18 protein-coding genes and 4 pseudogenes are annotated in these 19,873 nt (G+C 45.4%); 16 read left to right on the top strand and 6 right to left on the bottom strand.

Annotated features, from left to right (window positions below; translation table 11 throughout):
- Positions 1–21 precede the first annotated feature (21 nt).
- The 3 genes from EXW96_RS17055 (at position 22) to EXW96_RS17045 (ending at position 2,946) form a co-directional block, all read left to right on the top strand.
- Positions 22–1,602 carry an IS5 family transposase gene (locus EXW96_RS17055; RefSeq protein WP_375256423.1) on the top strand — a complete coding sequence of 527 codons (1,581 nt, stop codon included), beginning with the start codon at positions 22–24 and terminating at the stop codon, positions 1,600–1,602.
- Positions 1,603–2,628 carry a hypothetical protein gene (locus EXW96_RS17050; RefSeq protein ID WP_174351023.1) on the top strand — a complete coding sequence of 342 codons (1,026 nt, stop codon included), beginning with the start codon at positions 1,603–1,605 and terminating at the stop codon, positions 2,626–2,628.
- Positions 2,629–2,718: 90 nt separating this feature from the next.
- Entirely contained in the window at positions 2,719–2,946 is a 228-nt protein-coding gene (locus tag EXW96_RS17045; protein WP_174351022.1) for an AAA family ATPase, read from the top strand.
- Positions 2,947–3,140: 194 nt separating this feature from the next.
- On the opposite strand, the gene EXW96_RS17040 is transcribed toward EXW96_RS17045, so the two are convergent.
- Complete coding sequence (locus tag EXW96_RS17040; protein ID WP_258313571.1) at positions 3,141–4,046, bottom strand: IS3 family transposase; 906 nt, start codon at positions 4,044–4,046, stop codon at positions 3,141–3,143.
- Between the two features lie 17 nt (positions 4,047–4,063).
- Complete coding sequence (locus tag EXW96_RS17035) at positions 4,064–4,390, bottom strand: transposase (protein WP_141336823.1); 327 nt, start codon at positions 4,388–4,390, stop codon at positions 4,064–4,066.
- Between the two features lie 304 nt (positions 4,391–4,694).
- Between EXW96_RS17035 and EXW96_RS17030 the strand changes: the two genes are divergently transcribed.
- The 5 genes and pseudogenes from EXW96_RS17030 (at position 4,695) to EXW96_RS28100 (ending at position 9,494) form a co-directional block, all read left to right on the top strand.
- Positions 4,695–6,110 carry an ATP-dependent nuclease gene (locus tag EXW96_RS17030; RefSeq protein WP_174351021.1) on the top strand — a complete coding sequence of 472 codons (1,416 nt, stop codon included), beginning with the start codon at positions 4,695–4,697 and terminating at the stop codon, positions 6,108–6,110.
- Between the two features lie 139 nt (positions 6,111–6,249).
- Positions 6,250–6,576: a transposase gene (locus EXW96_RS17025; protein WP_141336823.1), complete on the top strand. Its 327-nt coding sequence runs from the start codon at positions 6,250–6,252 to the stop codon at positions 6,574–6,576.
- Entirely contained in the window at positions 6,573–7,499 is a 927-nt protein-coding gene (locus tag EXW96_RS17020; protein ID WP_141336822.1) for an IS3 family transposase, read from the top strand. The genes EXW96_RS17025 and EXW96_RS17020 overlap by 4 nt, the downstream gene beginning before the upstream one ends.
- A gap of 222 nt (positions 7,500–7,721) precedes the next feature.
- Positions 7,722–8,411 (top strand): annotated as a pseudogene (locus EXW96_RS28105) (UvrD-helicase domain-containing protein); the annotation flags it as partial.
- Between the two features lie 24 nt (positions 8,412–8,435).
- Positions 8,436–9,494 (top strand): 3'-5' exonuclease, encoded by a 1,059-nt coding sequence (locus EXW96_RS28100; protein WP_302621132.1) that lies wholly within the window; start codon positions 8,436–8,438, stop codon positions 9,492–9,494.
- Between the two features lie 200 nt (positions 9,495–9,694).
- Here EXW96_RS28100 and EXW96_RS17010 read toward each other — a convergent pair.
- Positions 9,695–9,947, bottom strand: a pseudogene (locus EXW96_RS17010) (transposase domain-containing protein); the annotation flags it as partial.
- Positions 9,948–10,105: 158 nt separating this feature from the next.
- Here EXW96_RS17010 and istA (EXW96_RS17005) point away from each other — a divergent pair.
- The 5 genes from istA (EXW96_RS17005) (at position 10,106) to EXW96_RS16985 (ending at position 14,793) form a co-directional block, all read left to right on the top strand.
- Positions 10,106–11,563, top strand: coding sequence for an IS21 family transposase (gene istA / locus EXW96_RS17005; RefSeq protein WP_254611434.1), 1,458 nt, complete (start codon positions 10,106–10,108; stop codon positions 11,561–11,563).
- Positions 11,560–12,093 carry an ATP-binding protein gene (locus tag EXW96_RS17000; protein ID WP_174351018.1) on the top strand — a complete coding sequence of 178 codons (534 nt, stop codon included), beginning with the start codon at positions 11,560–11,562 and terminating at the stop codon, positions 12,091–12,093. Before istA (EXW96_RS17005) ends, EXW96_RS17000 begins: the two co-directional genes overlap by 4 nt.
- Positions 12,094–12,203: 110 nt before the next feature.
- Positions 12,204–13,766, top strand: a complete 1,563-nt coding sequence (istA, locus tag EXW96_RS16995; RefSeq protein WP_254611433.1) for an IS21 family transposase — start codon at positions 12,204–12,206, stop codon at positions 13,764–13,766.
- A complete protein-coding gene (istB, locus tag EXW96_RS16990) occupies positions 13,763–14,512 on the top strand; it encodes an IS21-like element helper ATPase IstB (RefSeq protein ID WP_174351017.1) in 750 nt (249 codons plus the stop codon). Before istA (EXW96_RS16995) ends, istB begins: the two co-directional genes overlap by 4 nt.
- A 77-nt stretch (positions 14,513–14,589) precedes the next feature.
- Positions 14,590–14,793: an ATP-binding protein gene (locus EXW96_RS16985; RefSeq protein ID WP_217437407.1), complete on the top strand. Its 204-nt coding sequence runs from the start codon at positions 14,590–14,592 to the stop codon at positions 14,791–14,793.
- On the opposite strand, the gene EXW96_RS27650 is transcribed toward EXW96_RS16985, so the two are convergent.
- From EXW96_RS27650 to EXW96_RS28600, 3 genes and pseudogenes are all read right to left on the bottom strand, one after another.
- Positions 14,777–15,100, bottom strand: coding sequence for an IS66 family transposase (locus EXW96_RS27650; protein WP_375256459.1), 324 nt, complete (start codon positions 15,098–15,100; stop codon positions 14,777–14,779). The two genes, EXW96_RS16985 and EXW96_RS27650, sit on opposite strands and share 17 nt — an antisense overlap.
- Before the next feature lie 110 nt (positions 15,101–15,210).
- Positions 15,211–15,354 (bottom strand): annotated as a pseudogene (locus EXW96_RS28605) (hypothetical protein); the annotation flags it as partial.
- Positions 15,316–15,689: pseudogene (locus EXW96_RS28600) on the bottom strand (IS66 family transposase); the annotation flags it as partial. The pseudogenes EXW96_RS28600 and EXW96_RS28605, both read right to left, overlap by 39 nt.
- A gap of 448 nt (positions 15,690–16,137) precedes the next feature.
- On the opposite strand from EXW96_RS28600, the gene EXW96_RS16970 reads away from it, so the two are divergent.
- Genes EXW96_RS16970 through EXW96_RS16960 form a run of 3 tightly spaced genes read left to right on the top strand, consistent with a single transcriptional unit; the run spans position 16,138 to position 19,861 of the window.
- Positions 16,138–18,189 carry an ATP-dependent nuclease gene (locus EXW96_RS16970; protein ID WP_174351015.1) on the top strand — a complete coding sequence of 684 codons (2,052 nt, stop codon included), beginning with the start codon at positions 16,138–16,140 and terminating at the stop codon, positions 18,187–18,189.
- Positions 18,180–19,076 (top strand): UvrD-helicase domain-containing protein, encoded by an 897-nt coding sequence (locus EXW96_RS16965; RefSeq protein ID WP_254611445.1) that lies wholly within the window; start codon positions 18,180–18,182, stop codon positions 19,074–19,076. Before EXW96_RS16970 ends, EXW96_RS16965 begins: the two co-directional genes overlap by 10 nt.
- A 17-nt stretch (positions 19,077–19,093) precedes the next feature.
- Entirely contained in the window at positions 19,094–19,861 is a 768-nt protein-coding gene (locus tag EXW96_RS16960; protein WP_174351013.1) for a 3'-5' exonuclease, read from the top strand.
- The last annotated feature ends 12 nt before the right edge of the window (positions 19,862–19,873 follow it).

The raw sequence follows: 19,873 nt of genomic DNA, 5'->3' as shown, positions 1-19,873 counted from the left end.
TTGCAGATGGAGTGAGCGAAAGTGTTCGTGCTGAATCGAGATATGGCAGACTTGTTGGAAAACTTCTATTTGCCCTTTGGCGGAAAATTAAATCCAACCAATCGGTGGGTGCAGCTTGCGGCGATCATCCCTTGGGACAAAGTAGAAGAGAAATATGTGAGCTCGTTCAAGTCCCCAGCCATCGGCCAAAAGGCGTACTCGGCACGTATCGCCCTCGGCTCGCTCATCATCAAGGAGCGCCTTGGTTTAAGTGACCGCGAGACCACCTTACAAATCCAGGAAAATCCATATTTGCAGTTCTTCTTGGGCTACACTGCGTATGTCGATGAAGTGCCGTTTCATCACTCCCTGCTCACGCATTTTCGGGAACGGCTCGGCTTGGAAATCCTAGCTGAAGTCAACGACTGGATCGCCCAAGCCGCGCTGCAAGCAGAGCGAGAGGTCGAGGCGAAACCGAAATCGTCCAAGCGAGATCGCGATGACGACGACAACGACGCGGGCGGCTCGCAGCTCACCATGGAGGTAGGGGACGCTTTCTCTATTCCCGAGGAGCCCCCTGTTGTGGCGAAGAAACCCCGCAACATGGCGAAAAAGCTACACGTCCTGCCATCTACAGCCGCACCGACAGCGGAAGTCATGAACAAGGGCACCCTCATGCTGGATGCGACATGCGCGCCTGCGGACATCAAGTATCCGACTGACTTGGGGCTGCTGAATCACGCCCGTGAAATCCTGGAAGACATCATCGACGTACTGCACCGTCCCCATGTCGGAGCGATGGAGAAGCCGCGCACGTACCGCGAGAAAGCCAGAAAATCGTACCTGAGTGTTTCCAAGCAACGCAAGGCATCGGGCAAGGTGATCCGCAAAGCGATCAAAAAGCAACTTGGCTACGTGGGACGGAATCTGCGGATTATTGAAGCCCTCGTGAAGTATACGCCTCTCACGGAACTGAGCAAAAGACACTATCGCCAGCTTCTGATCATCTCGGAGCTCTACCGTCAGCAGCGCGAAATGATGGAGAAGAAGACACATATCGTCGCCGATCGCATCGTGAGTATCGAACAGCCGCATGTACGTCCGATGGTTCGAGGCAAAGCTGGAGCGAACGTGGAGTTCGGCGCCAAAATCGCCGCCAGTCTGGTGGACGGTTACGCTTGGATCGAAACGGCACAATGGGACAGCTTCAACGAGGCAACCACGCTGCAAGCATCGGTGGAAGCGTACAAACAGCGATTCGGGTATTATCCCGCCGTCATTCTAGCCGATAAAATCTACCGCAATCGAGACAACCTGAACTATTGCAAAACGCTAGGGATTCGCCTTAGTGGCCCGAAGCTCGGCAGACCCTCGAAAGAGCAAAGTGAAGTCGCCGATCGTCGGCAAGAGCGCCAGGACGCTGTACAGCGTAATGCGATCGAAGGAAAATTTGGAGAAGGCAAGCGCAAATTGGGCCTAGGTCGCATTCGGGCGCGTGGCGCCGAAACCAGTTTGACCGTCATCGCCCTTCAGTTTCTGGTCATGAATCTGGAGCGGCGACTGCGTGTTCTCTTTTTGCATTTTTTCAGACTGCTTGGGTTTAGAGACTTACGTTGGGTGTAAATGGAACGAATCTTGTTCAGCAAGCCCTATATTAACAACCGAACTTATTCCGAAGCTGCTCACAAAAGCTTTTTGGATAAGTTGGCATTCCTCGACGAGGATGAAAGGAACAAGGTATTTGATATAGCGAGTCGGATACAGATCCCGCATGAAAAGGCCAAGATGCACCCTAAAATTGCCGCATATAAGAACGTTGTTAACGAATGGAACAGGAACGATAAAAAAGAAGTTGGCGCTCAAAGAAGCCGTCAAAGCTACAGCTCATATAAGTCCAGTCCTCCATTTCTAGCGGGCGTGATTTCGAATGAGACGCTTCCGCGTGTCTACCGAATCCTTGGGGCACTCATTCATACTATAGAACCATTGGGATGCTCAGTGACGGATACTCTCTCCTTTATTATTCGGAATGAATCGGTATCCCTTGAGATATATGAAATGCAGGACAAAGTCGATCATGTTTTAACAAAGTCAGAGGAAAATCAGCTTCGCAAATATGAGGAAGATAAGAAACGGTACTCCTGGGCTTCGAAACCGAATTTTCGCAAATATGATTATGTGTTTAATGGGCAGCTGTGCATCAATATAAATCAGAATCAAAATAAAAGGTTTCGTGATACGAAATCTTCCATCGTGGAAGACCAATTGGGAATTCTTCTGATCGAGATGTATGAAGCATCTGAAATTATACGAAAAGAGCGAGAGGCGCGCGAAGAAGAACGTCGTAAACGCGAAGAAGTAGAGAGATTGCGAGAAGAACGCCGAAAACGTTATATGATCGAGGTCGAGCGCACGGTTGCATTGACAAATTTGGCGCAGGATTACGCGATGGCGTGCAAGATCAGGGCATTCGTTGCAGCTTTGGAATCGTCCGGTAATTTGACAGGGGAAGATTTACAATGGATCGATTGGGCAAAGAAGAAGGCCGATTGGTATGATCCAATAATAGCTAGAGAAGATGAGTTTCTTGGGAAACGCGAACACGAGAAAGGAAAAGATTTAAAAACTGAATATTCTTGGTGGCAATAGCTCTTTGGGAACGATGAAATGCCTTGCCTTTAAGATGACGAGCTATTTTTCCTGCTTTCAACCTTAATGACAGTATTCCGGAGGTAAGCGATGAGAATCAAAGAATTGCGGATTAAAAACTTACGCAACTTCAAAGATGAGATGCGAATCACTCCTCAAAAAATAAACGGTCACGATATCGTGGTGCTTATTGGAGAAAACAACGCTGGAAAGTCCAATGTGCTATCCATTCTCCATATGATCTTCAATCCAGATAGATCGATTAGAACACTGGAATTTGAGGAGACGGATTTTTACGATATCGGTTTAAACCCGTAACTTTAGAGTCTTACACCCTTATTCACACGATTGCGTAATTTCTCATTGATTTACGTCGTTGTCGCTCGTTGTCGCCCTTGACATGGAGCCTCCAGCGGGCATGATTTTTCGCGATAGGGCGATGCGGATAACACATGCATCGCGAGGCTAACAAGCCTATCATGCCCGCCCCTCCATGTAAAGGGCTTTATCCATCATACCTTAATCACAAGCGGTTTTACGGCTTGCTGATGCATAGCTTGATGAAATTCCTGCGGGGATAGATCATACAAACTTCCATGGATCCGCCGCTGATTATAAAACAAGAGATAGTCAGATACGATACGGTATGCATCCTGATAACTCTCAAATTCATGCCTGGAGAGACACTCTTGTTCTAAAATGGCATGAAATGCTTCGATATGCGCATTTTTATTCGGCGTTTTCGGAGGAATACGTTCATGTTCTACACAATACTCCAGGCATGCTTCTTCAAAAGCATGGCTGATAAATTGCGGGCCGTTATCGGTACGAACCACGGGCAGCTGATCTTTCTCAAAGAGCCGCCGTTTCCATAACGCTCTCTGCAGGATTTGCGCAGCATGCTTCCCTTCACAAGAGAGGCCCATGTGGTAGTCGATAATCGATCGGTCGTAGACGTCAATCAGGCTGAGCAAGAAAAAGAAACGCTGCTCTGCTGCAATATAGCCGTATTTCACGTCCATCTCCCAAAGCTGATTCGAAGCGCAAATCTCACGGTTGTTCGCCAGCTTTCGGGGATATTGGATTCGCTTCCGGCGTTGTGGCTGCAGGATGCCCAGTTCCTGACACAGCCGGTATACTTTTTTCTTGTTAATGATCAGCCCATACTGTCGTTTCAGGCATACGGTTAATTTACGGTAACCGTAAGTCGCTTCTTCCCCGGCAATAAGCTCCATCAGCCATTCCTTGATCTGCTCATCGCTGACGGGACGCCGCTTATGATCCAAGGAAAAGCCGGGAATCGGCCGTCCGCCGTTATACACTCGCTCTTGCTTGAAGTGTTTCTTCCGGTAATAGTACGTCGCTTCACTGACGCCGACGATTCGCAGCACCACTGCAGCTTTATAACCCCGCGCAATCCATTTGTCGGCGATCTCTATTTTGTCCGATAGGCGGGGTTCACCTTTTTTACGAGATCACGAAGAATCGCAATCTCCAAATCCTTCTCGCCCAACAGCTTTTTCAATTTGTCGTTTTCCTGCTCTAACGCTTGAAACTCTTTGGATGATGGAGTGTAGGCTGCAACTTTTTTGGATTCTGGTGATGCGTTTTTCCAGTTTGCATGCTTCGATTGACGAATCCAACGAGCGAGCATTTTCCCGTCTATTCCATGTCGTCTTGCAACTTGGCTGGCATTGCCTGCTTCTAAGGCTTCTTGGATGAGCTGTTGTTTAAATTCAATGCTGTAACTCTTGCGCTGCATCTTTGATCCCTCCACTTTTGTTAATTCATATTGTAGTGGATAAGGAGAAAAGACTCAAAGGTAAATATGGGGCTTTAGAGATATTAGCAAACCTATCGAAGTAAAGGTTATTTTTGAAGATCTCAGTGAGGAACTCTGCGCGGAATTTATCGGTCTTGTCGATGCTGTACAAGTTGAGGGAAAAGAAGTATATACCTTACCGTTACATTTTTCCGTTATTTATAACCCGGATACACGTGAAGCAGAGCCTTCACTAGTTTTTGGTCGCCAGCCTGACCGTTCAGTGTCGTTCGGAGAGAAGAAATTGATTTCGTTCTTTTTACAGGACGCTATGCGCGATTATAGGGCTATCAAGTCTAATAAAGGAAGTTTGTTCGGTCGCATACTCAATCAAATTAATCTTACGGAACAAGAAAAAGCTATATTGTCCAAACTAAACGAAGCGAGTGATTCATTAAAAAACAACCCAGAGATCGCAGCCTTTACTAAAGGGGTAGCCGATATCACCAGAGAAATCATTGATTTGCCGAGAATCGACAACCTTTTGCGTCTTACTATTGCGACATCAACAGCTGTAGATATAAAAAAATACATTCAAATACAGTTAAAACATCATACATCGGATAAGTACCTCAATGTTGATCAACTCGGCTTGGGGCTTCAAAGCGTGCTTACGGTAAGCATTTTTCGGGCCTTTGCTGGTATCGGCAAGTTACGAGAAGGAATCTTCGCTATAGATGAACCTGAGTCTCACCTTTACCCACATGCCCAGCGCAAAATGTTCAGAGAGATCTTGCATTTATCCCGGACTAGACAAGTGTGGGTTGCCACTCATTCTCCATCATTGATTGAACTCATCAATCCGAGGCAAATATGCTTAATTCGAAAAGGGGCGCAAGGCACATCAACTAGTGTGCAATTACCCGTGGATTTTCCTGAAGAGTTTGTATCCTCCTATGAAAAGCATCTTGATGTGGGAAAAGCGGATGCATTCTTCTCTAAAGCGGTTTTATTGACGGAAGGGCCGACAGAACAAGGTTTGTTTCCTGAGTTGGGACTTTCTCTCACTTATCTGGACAGCAATTACGATTTGGATCGCATTGGTGTTTCCGTGATAAATGCTGGTGGGAAAACAAACATCAAAGCATTTATCAGGCTTTTGAATAACTTCGGCATACCGAGCGCCGCTGTGATTGATTATGATTCCAAAGATAAAAATCATGAGGACGAGTTGGAGGAAATCAAAACGATATGTTCCAGACTATATGAGTTGCCTAGGACTCCTGACATGGGGGACATCGAGGGATATGTTTGTAACCACATGCCAATTGTTAAGTTGATTGCATTCTTGGAAGAAGTCCTTCCACCGGAAAGAAAAGCGGAACTTTTTTCTAATCTAAAAGGGGTAATAAAGATTGTAGATGTAGAGAAGTCAAATGTCCTGCGTGAAATGCGAAAAGATGATCGAAGCTTGGTAGATGCGATTCCTTTATTGATGGCTGTCATTTCCCATTATCCTGAAGCGGAGCTTAAAATAAGAAAAACTTTGGCTAATTCATTCCGGAAAATTAAGGGCAGAACGACAGGAAGGCTTATCGGAGAAGGGTTCAGCGAGCATTTTCCGGATGAATTCATCAAAAATACGCTCGATGCTGTCGTACAATTGGCGGGGTATGGAGATGATGTTGAAGGAGAGCAAACTGCAAATGAGGAGTCTTGAGGGATTAAACGAGGAACAAATTAAAGCTGTAGAAACTATGGATCGTAACACCATGGTTTCTCTAAAGCCCCATATTTACCTTTGAGTCTTTTCTCCTTATCCACTACAATATGAATTAACAAAAGTGGAGGGATCAAAGATGCAGCGCAAGAGTTACAGCATTGAATTTAAACAACAGCTCATCCAAGAAGCCTTAGAAGCAGGCAATGCCAGCCAAGTTGCAAGACGACATGGAATAGACGGGAAAATGCTCGCTCGTTGGATTCGTCAATCGAAGCATGCAAACTGGAAAAACGCATCACCAGAATCCAAAAAAGTTGCAGCCTACACTCCATCATCCAAAGAGTTTCAAGCGTTAGAGCAGGAAAACGACAAATTGAAAAAGCTGTTGGGCGAGAAGGATTTGGAGATTGCGATTCTTCGTGATCTCGTAAAAAAGGTGAACCCCGCCTATCGGACAAAATAGAGATCGCCGACAAATGGATTGCGCGGGGTTATAAAGCTGCAGTGGTGCTGCGAATCGTCGGCGTCAGTGAAGCGACGTACTATTACCGGAAGAAACACTTCAAGCAAGAGCGAGTGTATAACGGCGGACGGCCGATTCCCGGCTTTTCCTTGGATCATAAGCGGCGTCCCGTCAGCGATGAGCAGATCAAGGAATGGCTGATGGAGCTTATTGCCGGGGAAGAAGCGACTTACGGTTACCGTAAATTAACCGTATGCCTGAAACGACAGTATGGGCTGATCATTAACAAGAAAAAAGTATACCGGCTGTGTCAGGAACTGGGCATCCTGCAGCCACAACGCCGGAAGCGAATCCAATATCCCCGAAAGCTGGCGAACAACCGTGAGATTTGCGCTTCGAATCAGCTTTGGGAGATGGACGTGAAATACGGCTATATTGCAGCAGAGCAGCGTTTCTTTTTCTTGCTCAGCCTGATTGACGTCTACGACCGATCGATTATCGACTACCACATGGGCCTCTCTTGTGAAGGGAAGCATGCTGCGCAAATCCTGCAGAGAGCGTTATGGAAACGGCGGCTCTTTGAGAAAGATCAGCTGCCCGTGGTTCGTACCGATAACGGCCCGCAATTTATCAGCCATGCTTTTGAAGAAGCATGCCTGGAGTATTGTGTAGAACATGAACGTATTCCTCCGAAAACGCCGAATAAAAATGCGCATATCGAAGCATTTCATGCCATTTTAGAACAAGAGTGTCTCTCCAGGCATGAATTTGAGAGTTATCAGGATGCATACCGTATCGTATCTGACTATCTCTTGTTTTATAATCAGCGGCGGATCCATGGAAGTTTGTATGATCTATCCCCGCAGGAATTTCATCAAGCTATGCATCAGCAAGCCGTAAAACCGCTTGTGATTAAGGTATGATGGATAAAGCCCTTTACATGGAGGGGCGGGCATGATAGGCTTGTTAGCCTCGCGATGCATGTGTTATCCGCATCGCCCTATCGCGAAAAATCATGCCCGCTGGAGGCTCCATGTCAAGGGCGACAACGAGCGACAACGACGTAAATCAATGAGAAATTACGCAATCGTGTGAATAAGGGTGTAAGACTCTAAAGTTACGGGTTTAAACCGGTTTTTGCGGGTCCAGGTACGGGAAAAACTCGTGTTATTACCCGGAAGATCGCTTATTTGTTCGAGGGGGATTTCGTTCCAGTTTCGAGGAAGGTTCTTGCCATAACTTTTACCAATAAAGCAGCTAATGAAATGAAAATGAGAGTGCAAGACCTTGGAATTGATAGTCGCCGTATTCGTTTGGGAACTTTTCATAATTTATGCCAGTCCGTTCTAAGGTCTTACGGGGACAAGATCGGGGTACCACGCGATTTTACATTTGTGTCCACAGCGAACAGGAATGCGCTAATTCGCTCTATTCGAAGTAATAATCGCTTAACAACCATGAGCGAATTCGAACTCGCCAATAGAATCAGCACCTTGAAGAATTCATCTGTAGATTACGATGATTATGTTCAGAAAACAGAATCAAGAATTATAGGCTTTAAGTCTGCCACTGCCGAATATGAGTGGCGCTTGCGAGAAAATAGAATGATTGACTTTGATGACGCTATTTTGTTAACTGTAACTTTGTTTAAAAGACATCCTGAAATATTGTGGTTGTACCATAACGCGTTCCCTTTTCTGCTGATCGATGAGATGCAGGATACCAACCGCATGCAGCTTGAACTAATTCATCTACTGGGCACGGGTGCGAGGAATGTGATGGCTGTTGCGGATGATGATCAGTCCATATACGGTTGGCGCGGCGCGCTCCCGACAGTAATTCGCGAATATATCACGCAATTGAATGCAAAAAGCATTAAGCTGATTCAAAATTATCGTTCGCCTCAGATTATTTTAGACGCCGCAAATTCATTAATAGAACATAACGATGAAAGGGAAATGAAGTCTCTTAGTGGCCGGAAGACAGAGACCGGAGACTGTTTAAAAATTTTGAGCTTCACTACAGCCCTTCAAGAAGCTGAATGGATTGCCGATAAGATACAAGAAATTCACACGGAAGGTATTCAATATAAAGAAATTATTGTGCTTTATCGTAGCAGACATCCCGGACTTAAAATTGTCGATAATGTTTTCACCCAAAGAGGTATACCGTTCCGACATTTCGGTAGAAATTTTAATAACAGGATCGAGCTTTTGTCCGATCTTATTCACGAATCGTTAAAATTAATAATTGAACCTTCAAACGATTTGATTCTGGAGCCATTAATTGCTTATTTTTCAAGGCTTCACAATTATGATGATACGGTCAATTATTACAAGGAACTGATTGGAGGAGAATTGTCCATTACGAAGCTTTCTGAAATTACGCCAGAGGATGACATGGATGATGCGGTAAAAAAGTTTGCACAATTTTGCGCAGGGTACAATAGCTCGATAAGCAATCGAAAGGTTTATGATGTTTTGTATGACCTTCTTAAAATCGATGTCTCGCTCGAAAGGATGGAAGAACACACTTATGAACAAATCCGGCATCTTGAATTGCTCAAAGAGAAAATGACTAAATCTCAAGCGAAAAATCTAGTGGATTTGATCGGTGAGCTTGATCTTCAAGACGAATCTAACCATATCGTTGATACAATTGATGAGGTTGGAATTTCTACATTTCATGCGGCCAAAGGCCTGGAGTATAAGGCTGTCTTTATCATCGCTTTGGAAGACGACATTATTCCTGCTAGGAATGATGAAGCTGAGGAGCGGCGTGGACTTTATGTTGCGATGACCCGTTCGGAAAGCAAATTGTTCCTGTCTTCTTCACAGCAGCGTGAAAGTCGCCGTGGCGGCATTGATAACGGCAAACTACCAAGTCGCTTTCTTAGTGAAATAATAGTGAAAGAATAAAGCATTCGAATTAAGCCATTCTGGAGCTCTATTCTGCAGGATCGAAGGTCACCCAGAGATCACCAAAAAGTCATCCAGAGGTTACCAGAGGTCACCCAAAGGTCGAAGTTGATGATGTGTCAATTTGGGCAGTTACAATTAAAACCGTATGCGTAAAATAGTCCCCACCTATGAAGTAGACGGGGACTCGGGTAAGCTATTTAGTAAACACGCGGCAAGTTAAAGGAAGCGAGGGGTGACCAGGGAAGCAGAGCGTCCAGCGCCATTTCGTCTTGGGGATCAGGCAGTTGCGGCAGCTTCTCCAGCAGATAGGTCAAATAGTAAAACGGATGCAACCGATTCTCTTTAGCCGTCTCGACGAGGCTGTAGATCGTCGCGCTTCACCTGGGCCCCTCTCGGCGTGTTGGCAAACAGCCAGTTCTTCCGCCCAATGACGAATGGCTTGATCGCCTGTGTACGGTAAGATAAAAATACCCAAAATGATCAAACGGATTTCCCCAAAAAAATCGTGCGAAATTCCCCACTTTAATCGTGCGGAAATGGACCGAATCTAGCAACTCCGTTACCCTGTTCGTAGACGATGAGGGGGCGGAGACGGGGAGATGCTGAAGATGAGTCAGATTGAAACGATCAAGAACATGCAAAGCAAGGGGCTTGGGCCGAGCGCGATCGCCGAGCGGCTGCAGATGGACCGAAAGACGGTGAGGAAGGTCATGAAGTCGGAGACGTTTGAGAATCGAAAACCGAAGGCGGCAGTGGCGCAGCCTTCCAAGCTGGATCCGTACAAGCCACTCATCCAAAGCTGGCTCGAAGAAGATCGTAAGAATCGCTACAAGCAGCGGCACACGGCGCAACGCATTCATAACCGGCTTGTGGCGGAATGCCCCGGGTATGACGCCTCGTATCCGCTGGTCCAGCGATACGTGCGAAGTCTGCGGGAAGCGCGACATCAGGAAGGGACGCTGGAACTGGAATGGCCGCCGGGTGAAGCGCAAGTCGATTTCGGTGAAGCGGATATCTTTGATGCGGACGGCGAGAAGAAAGCCTGTAAGTTCCTCTGCGTCACCTTCCCCTACAGCAACGCGGGCTACACGCAGCTGTTCGGCGGCGAGACGGCCGAGTGCGTGGTGCACGGCCTGCGCGATATTTTTCACCGGATCGGAGGTGTGCCGGGAAGACTGATCTTTGACAATGCCAGCGGCGTAGGCCGGCGAGTGAACGAAAATGTCCAGATGGCGGATCTGTTCCTTCGCTTCAAGGCCCACTATGGTTTCGAGGTCACGTTCTGCAATCCGTACGCTGGCCACGAGAAAGGCAATGTCGAGAACAAGGTCGGCTACTTTCGGCGCAACTTTTTCGTGCCGCTGCCCACCGTGACGGACATGCAGGCCTTTAACGAGGAATTGCTCGGCCGCTGCGAAGCCGATTGGCAGCGTGAACATTACAAGAAAGGCGTCCCGATTCACCTGCTCTTTGAAGATGATAAGAATGCGCTGCTCTATCTTCCGCGCCATCCGTTCGCCGCCTGTCGCTATGCCCGCGTGAAGACGGACGGCTACGGTAAATTCTCGATTGACGGCAAGCACTTCTATTCCTCGTCACCAGAGTGGGCCGGGCGCGAAGTCACCGTGCGAATCGGGGCCCACACCGTGGAACCGCTCCTGCCAAGCGGTGAGCCGATTACGATCCATCTCCGTCTGTTCGGCAAACAGCGGACAGACAGTGTGGACGTGCGGACCACGCTCAGCCGCCTATTGCAGAATCCCGGCGCCTGGCGCAACAGCCAGCTGCGCAAAGCGATTCCGGATCTGCTGCGCGAAGAACTGGACAAGCTGGAACGCACAGAACTGAAAGAGACGCTGGCGACAATGGAGCAGCTCTCCGGGCGCTATGGATTCGACACCGCCCTGCAGGCCATGGAGGAAGCGACCAAGCTCGGACGGCTCACCAGTGCGAACAGCATCGTGCTTGCCGCCAGGCTGGCCTCGTTTGAGCCGGAAGAAAGTCCAAGTGTCGATCTGAGCGTCTACGACCGGATGCTGGAGCCTGTCGGCGGGGTGAAGCCATGAGCGCGATTCGGGAACGGGAGGCGCTGCGCGCGGAGATCTCGGCCTTCTGCAAGAAGCTTGTGCTCAGCCAGCGTGCTGTCCAGCTGTGCGAAACGGAGGCGACGCCCAAACAGGAAGAGTTCTTGCACCGCGTACTATCTGAGGAGATGGAAAGCCGGGAGCGTAGCCGCCGCACTAGGCTACTCAGCCGCGCCGGATTTCCGGTCTACAAGACACTGGAGGGTTACGAGCGCCATGGCGTCAAGCTGCCGAGCTCACTGCAATGGAGCGATCTGACAGAAGGCACGTTTATTGAAGGACGGCGAAATCTGGTGTTGTACGGCCCCGTCGGCACCGGCAAGACGCACCTGGCCATTGCGGCTGGGCTGCGTGCCTGTGAGCTCGGGATGACAGTGAAGTTTTACACGGTCGCAGAGCTGGTGATGCGTTTGGCTGAAGCGAAGCGCGGCGGCACGCTCGAACGCCTAATGAGCGAGATCCAGCGCTGCCAGCTTCTCATTCTTGATGAGTGGGGGTATATCCCCGTGTAACCGGTAAAATAAAATCAACAGAAAACGACAAATAAGAATGAACACTCTTTACCCCCCATACTCGATCTCGTATCATTTTGGTAGATAAAACATCAATGGTGAGGAAGAGTATGAGACGTTTAGAGAGGTGGCATATGTACTTCTCCATTCAACGGATGAAGCAAGAAGGATTAAAGATTACCCAAATTGCCAGAAGATTGGAGCTATCCAGAAATACGGTGTACAAGTTTATCGAGATGAATCCCGATCAGTTCAGTGAGTATCTGGAACAGCTAGAGAGCAGGAAAAAGAAGCTGGATGGTTATGAAAAAACCATTGTAGAGTGGTTGCGGGAGTACCCCGATCTCTCTGCTGCACAAGTACAAGATTGGCTTAAAGAACGGTATCAGGTGGGAAATATCTCTGAAGGTACGGTAAGGAATTATGTGCGAGAGCTTCGGAGCAAGCATGGCATTCCGAAAACGATGCAGATCAGGCAGTACGAAGCGGTAGAAGATCCTCCTATGGGCCACCAAACTCAGGTAGACTTTGGAGAGACGAAGCTTCGCAACCCGCAAGGAAATCTGGTTCGACTTTGGTTCATCGCCTTTGTGTTGTCTCATTCGAGATATAAATATGTTCAGTGGCAGGACCGCCCGTTCACCACGAAGGACGTCATTCAGATGCACGAAGATGCGTTTTCCTTCTTCGGTGGATTTCCGAAGGAACTTGTCTATGATCAGGACCATTTGCTTTTGACCAGTGAAAATCATGGAGATCTCCTGCTCACTCATGAATTTGCGGGGTATGTGAAGGAGCGAGGTTTCCAAATCCGGATGTGCCGGAAGCAAGATCCTGAAAGTAAGGGCCGGATTGAAAATGTCGTGAAGTATGTAAAAAGAAATTTCGCACGTCATCGCCTGTTCAGCCACGTAGATAAATTGAACGAAGACTGTGTTGCCTGGCTTCATCGCACAGGAAATGCCTCGATGCATTATACAACGAAAAAAATACCGGCCGAAGTGTTTGCTCTTGAAAGGGAGCACCTCCGCCCGGTCCACACAAAAATAAACCCGTTACCATCAAGTATAACAAGGACCGTTCGGAAGGACAACACCATTTGGTATGAAGGAAACCGCTACTCCGTCCCTTTGGGAACCTATGACGGTACAGATAAACGAGTGGGCATTCAGGTAACCGAAGCTAGCCAATTGAAAATTTACGACGTGGAGACTGGCCAGGTTCTGGCGGAACATCCGCTTGGGTCCGGCAGTGGAAAACTGATTCAAAACACGAACCACAAACGGGATCGAACCAAGGGAATAGCCGCTTACATCCAGACGGTAGCCGAAGCATTCCCTGTTCCAGAGACGGCCGTGCCCTTTCTCCATGAGATCTACAAACGAAAGCCAAGGTATATCCGTGACCAACTGCAGCTCATTGGGCGGGCATTGGAAGGGGCGGATTCCAAAGCGATGGAGAAGGCACTTCATTACTGCGTGAAGCATCGGTTATACCGGGCGACGGATTTTGCAGATGCCGTAGAACACTACAAGCGGCCACAGCAGCAGACATCCGTTTCCCAGCCCCCTGTCAAACCGCTTATGGACACCGATACGAAGAAGCGGCAGGTAAAGCCTCAAGTTCGGGATTTTTCCGCCTACAAGGCAATTCTTTCAGGAGGACAGCGATGAGTGAAGCAACGTTTGAGCTTAGACAGGCCTTACGCAATCTAAACTTAACCGAGGCCGCGCAAGTCATTGAACAGACCCTGATGGACGCAGAATCCAAGGAGTGGACATGTCGTCAGTTTCTCGGGCAGCTTCTACGGCACGAACTGAACCGCCGCGAGGAGAAACAACTTGCCAAGCGATACCGATGGGCACTTTTGCCGGAGATCAAAACGTTGGAGGAGTTCCGACTCGAAGAACAGCAGTCGCTTAGCAAACGGCAACTCAGCCAACTGCGAGAATTACTCTGGTTGGAACAAAACTGCAACCTCATCTTCCTTGGTCCACCAGGCGTCGGGAAGACACATCTTGCGATTGGCCTTGCCGTGGAGGCCCTAAAGAAGGGTTATAAGGTTAGCTTTGTGACCATGGACGCACTGGTTCAACTGCTAAAAACGGAGGCCATTTCAAGGGCCTCCCAATACAAAATGAAGCGGATTTACCGATCTGACCTTGTGATCATGGATGATCTTATGTTTATGGCAATGGATCGGATCGAAGCAAACTTATTCTTTCAATTCGTCAACAAGCTCTACGGCCAAACCTCCATCATCCTTACGTCGAACAAGGGGCCCGAGGAATGGGCAGAGCTGCTTGGTGATCCAGCAATTACAACGGCAATCCTAGACCGCATCCTACACAAGAGTGAAATTATTCAACTGCAAGGTGACAGTTATCGTCTTAAACATCGGCAAACGATTTTCAGCTAAAAGTGTTCAATCTTATTTATCGAAAAATGTTCAAATGGACTTGACGGTTACACCCCGTTGACAAGGACGGCGCGCAGCTGCTCTTCCGTGTCATTGCCGACAGCTACGAGAGCCGCAGTCTGGTTATTACGACCAATCTGGAGTTCTCCAAATGGGGGACCGTCTTCACCGATGACCAGATGGCCGCGGCGATGATTGACCGTTTGGCGCACCACGGGCACCTGCTCGTATTCGAAGGCGAGAGCTACCGGATGAAGCATGCGCTCATGAAAGAACGGTAAAAATTCCCCACGACGATGATGGGGAAAAATGCACGATTTTTTTGGGGATTTTTGCTTGACGAAATACAATCGCCCGCTCGCTTCGATTGTTGTCGATCTCCAACCGTCCGTCCAAGAGATACGCCTTCAGTCGTCCCCATTGGTTCAGGCAACAGGTAATAGCCGCTCCACTCAAACTTTTGGGCAGTACCCTCGTTTTTTGTTTCTCCAGCCAAACGAAACAGCATCCAGTACCGGGCGGCTTTGCTCCTGGCGGTAGCCCTTCGGCTTTTCGCTCAACCGCATAGAGGCGATTGCAGAAGTCCAATCCCTGCTGCGCCGCCGTGCCGGTAGCCGGCGTGTTTTGGGCAGCGCCTGAACCGTCTCGACAAACTTGTGCCGAGTGTGCGCCCAGCAGCCCACCCGCTCACACCGGTGACCTGATCGTTGCTGTCGTACCCGTATGTATGCAGGTAGCCCGTCAAGCCCGTCAAAAAGCGCTGCGGATGCTTGCCCGCTCGCGTCGGTTGGTACTCGTACAGGATGATCAACGGGCTCCAAGGGCCGGTTCGGTATAGCCACAGGTACGATTTCTGATCTGCAGTCCGTCCGGGCTCCCGCAGCACTTGCAGCGTCGTTTCATCCGCTCGTATACGTGGGTGAGCCACTGGGCGCCGTGTAGCATCCAGTTGGCCATCGTCTGCCGGGACAACTCGACCCCGTCGCAAGTACACGAAGTCCTTCAAGAAATCGTTCCGCGGGCAAAAGGCAGTCTCAGTTCGAACGGCGCTGGGAGCCTTGATGAGACGATGGGGACGTTCGTTGAAAACCGTACCTCCAATACTTCCTCGGCTTGCCGGGCTATCAGGATCGACCGCCGTTTCATTGAATCGGATGAACAATACTTGCTCCGTCATCTCCCCGTAATAATTAATCAGATGAGAAAGTATAAAAAGAAAGTCAGTTCACTTGATAGTATTAAGAGATTTAGTCCAATGTATAGAAATACTACAGAAGAGTTAGACGAAAAAATTATTCAGCAACTGAAGGTATATGTTAATTACTTTGATAATTGAAGTGAATGTTGATAACGAGCCAAGGAATAGTCAAGTATTCAACTAGTTCCTCGGCTCTTTTTGTGACGTACAAATGGTCAAGCTCGTTTAGGTATAATTATTGTGATTTTTTTAAAAACTCCATCGGAGTTGGGCAACTTACGTCGATAATCACTAAATATATGCGTTCGTAGTACCAGTTTTTTGGAGAGTAAAGTAGGAAGGAAGCAGTTGTTGTCGAAAAAGATAATTAACAATCTATGGTCGATGATTAAACAAAGAAATTCTGCATTGTAAAGGAGCGTAATCAATGTACATTTCTCAAATAGAAATACAGAATTTTCGTAATTATAAAGGACCTAATAATGTTATTGAATTTAATGAAGGCATAAACGTAGTAATTGGTCATAATAACTCGGGGAAATCTAATTTGCTAAAAGCTTTAGACTTAGTTTTAAATTTTGGTTCATCGAAAAAATTATCTGTTGATGATTTTAATAAAGAAATAAGTATTAAAGAGTTGAAAGAGAAGCCGCCGAAGGTTTCTATTACCGTTACATTTACGGAATCGAAGAATGAAGAAGAGTATTCTGAAGATCTAGTTACTGTCTCTACATGGTTAACGGATCTGAAAAGTCCTTATAAAGCGCAATTAACATATGTGTTTTATTTGCCAGAGAAGGAAGAGGCAGAATATAAACAAGCTCTGGCAAATATCACTTCAGATAATATTGAGGATTATTGGTTAGCGATAAAACATAATTTTTTAAGAAAGTACAAGAGTAACATTTATGGAGGTAATCCTGACTTTAAACAAGTGGCAGACTCTGAAGCCCTTAAAAAAATTGATTTTCAATTTTTAGATGCTGTCCGGGATGTTGAAAGAGATCTCTTCACAGGGAAGAATACGTTATTACGTGAAGTGATTGACTTTTTTATGGACTACGAAATAAAAAGCGACAGAACAATAACAAAAGTAAAGCAGCAAGAAGAGATCGCACAATTGAAAAAACAATTCTCCGAGAAAGCATCTGAACTAATAAATGCCTTGCAGAAGAGAATGGAGCGAGGAAAAAAAGAAATGCTCAGTTATGCAAACGATACTGGGGCTTCGTTTGGAAATGCTGAGCCGGACTTTGATGGGCATATATTAGATTCAGAGCTGTACTCAGCTCTTAGATTAATAGTTAAGTATCAGACTGGTATTACAATCCCAGCAACTCATAACGGATTAGGCTATAATAACTTAATTTACATGTCACTTTTATTAGCCAAAATGCAGAGAGATGCTTCTGGCGATTATCTTGGAAGTAACGCCAAAATTTTTCCAATACTTGTTATTGAAGAGCCAGAAGCACACCTTCACCCGTCAATGCAGTATAAGTTTTTGAAATTTCTAAGAGAAAATTCGAAAGAGAAAGCTAGACAAATTTTTATTACGACACATTCACCGAATATTACCTCTGCAGTAAGTTTGGATGAGATTATCTGCCTTCACAGAAAGAATAATAACACTTTAAATGTCGGTTATTTAGGTAGAGCTTTTGGTGATGATCTAAAATCAAAGGCATATGTGGAAAGATTTCTAGATACTACAAAATCAGATATATTGTTTGCTAAAGGGGTAATTTTGGTCGAGGGAATAACAGAACAGTTAACCATGTCCTTGTTCGCTCAATATGTAGGCTTTGATTTAGAAAGCAGCCACATATCAGTTATCAATATAGGTAGTCGTTATTTTGAACATTTTCTCAAGCTTTTTGATTCCTCTAAAGAATATACAATACATAAAAAAATTGCGTGCATAACAGATCTCGATCCGGTTCGAAAAGAAAGGGTTAGTGATGATTCAAAATTTGAAAAATGTTATCCTTACGAGCTTGATTTAGAAGACGAAAAGTACATTTATAAGTCTTGTTCAAATGAATTGGTTGATAAACGTATTGCTGAAAATATCGAATGTTTCTCACAGGATAAAGGTAAGGGAAAGACGTTTGAATACGCACTTGCTTACATAAATCCTCATTGCAAGTTGATTCTGACAGAATCAATGTCAAATCTTAAGGAACTTAATAAATTATTTGATTATTATCAGCAAGGGAAAACATTAGATGAAATGATAGGTATATTAGGAAGTAAAGGGGGAGAGAATCTTAGAATTGCTGAAAGTATAAAAAGATACAAAGGGTCAGATAGCCGAGAGCACTTAATTGCTTCTAGATATTTAAACTCAATCTCTAAGGGTGAAAATGCTTACGAGCTATCTAAAGCATTAGAAGAAAACTTAAACAATGAGAATGCTTGCACTTATTTTAAGGTTCCACAATACATAAAGGAAGCGATAACGTGGGTATGCAGCTAATACACTCTAATTCCAAAATAGATATTGAAAAGCATTTTAAAGTTACAGCTGGCCCAGGTGCAGGGAAAACTAAGTTCTTAATAAATCATATTAAAAACGTTCTCCACAATTCTAACCGTCTGGGGCGAAATAGGAAAGTTGCTTGTATCACATATACAAATGTCGGAGTTGAAACTATAGTAAAAAGATTAGGGGATGAGACTGATCATGTAGAGGTTAGTACAATTCATAGTTTTTTGTTCACTCATATTGTTAAGCCGTATCTATTTTTAATCGGTGATAAATATGGGATTGATCCTTTGAAGGTAGATGCTCCTTACGAACATATTGTATCAACGGGTTTTTTTAAGCAGACAGACTTAGGAAGAAAATATGTAGAGGAAGAGGACCTGAAAAAAATATTCTGGTTTATTGAGGGCAGCTATTGTAAATTGCATATAAAGGGAAGAAAAAGTGACTATCACAATAGTTTGTTGAAATACAAGAAATTGTTCTGGGAAAGAGGAATTATTCACTTTGATGATGTTTTGGCATTTTCATGGGAGCTTCTGAATAACACCCAGGAAATTTTACGAATAATACGTGCTAAATTCCCTTATTTTTACATTGATGAATTTCAAGATACTAATCCTATACAAACGGAAATCATTAAGTTAATCGCAATGAAAGAGGTCATTGTAGGGGTTATTGGAGATAAAGCACAGTCTATTTATGAGTTCCAAGGTGCCGATGTTAAGCAATTTGATAATTTCTTGCTGCCAGGCATGGCTTCTTACAAGATGGTAGATAATCATAGAAGCACTCAAGAGATAATCAATTTATTAAATTTTATCAGGAAGGACATTATACAAAAAGCCCGAAAAAAAAGACCGGTAATCTTCCGGTAATTCTTGTTGGCACCCCTTTGCAAGCTTTGAACCATGCAAAGGATAGTGTTAACGGCGAAGAAATCTATACCTTATCATTCTCGAACCTCATGGCCAATTCTGTTAGAAATAACATGGAATATATAGATGGACAGAAATGGGCGATAATTGATGAAGCATTCGAAGATTCAGATAATGACAGAAGGAAAACTTTTATATCTATTATAAAAGCAATTGAGTATGCAAGACTTTCTCATTTCAAAGATGCGATAAGAGAATTGAGCAGACATTTAAAAACCACTGATGAGTTTAATGGACAAAAGACAGCATTGCAAGTAATTCATACATTATTGAATGATTACCATGAATTTAGTCATGAGCCATTATGGTCACTGTATCAAAAAATATTGAAACTTGGTTACTTCCAATTTTCAAAGATAAGAGAAAGTAAGGGTGGCAAATCTCCATCCAGTACAGAAAATTATTATAAAAGTACAATCTATTCGAATATTGCTTTGCATGTAAAAATTGCAGAGGATGGTAGCTTACATCGAACAATTCATAAAGCCAAAGGCAGCGAATTTGATCATGTTTTAGTGATAGTTAAAAGTAAGGACGGATACAAGTACAATGAGGACAGAGATTCAGGATTTCTGTTGAATCCCGATATTGATGGCAATGAGGATCATAGGGTTTATTATGTAGCCTGTAGTAGGGCAATGAAAAATTTGTTTGTTAATGTCCCTCAAATTTCAGAAAAAGCCATAAAAAAGTTAAATAGATATTTACATATTCAATATGTGTAGGTGGTTAGATAT

This window comes from Paenibacillus sp. JMULE4 (assembly GCF_013337105.1).
GTDB classification, from domain to species: domain Bacteria; phylum Bacillota; class Bacilli; order Paenibacillales; family NBRC-103111; genus Paenibacillus_G; species Paenibacillus_G naphthalenovorans.
Note: the sequence above shows the minus strand (reverse complement) of the source record. Positions and strands in the feature narration are given on the sequence as shown.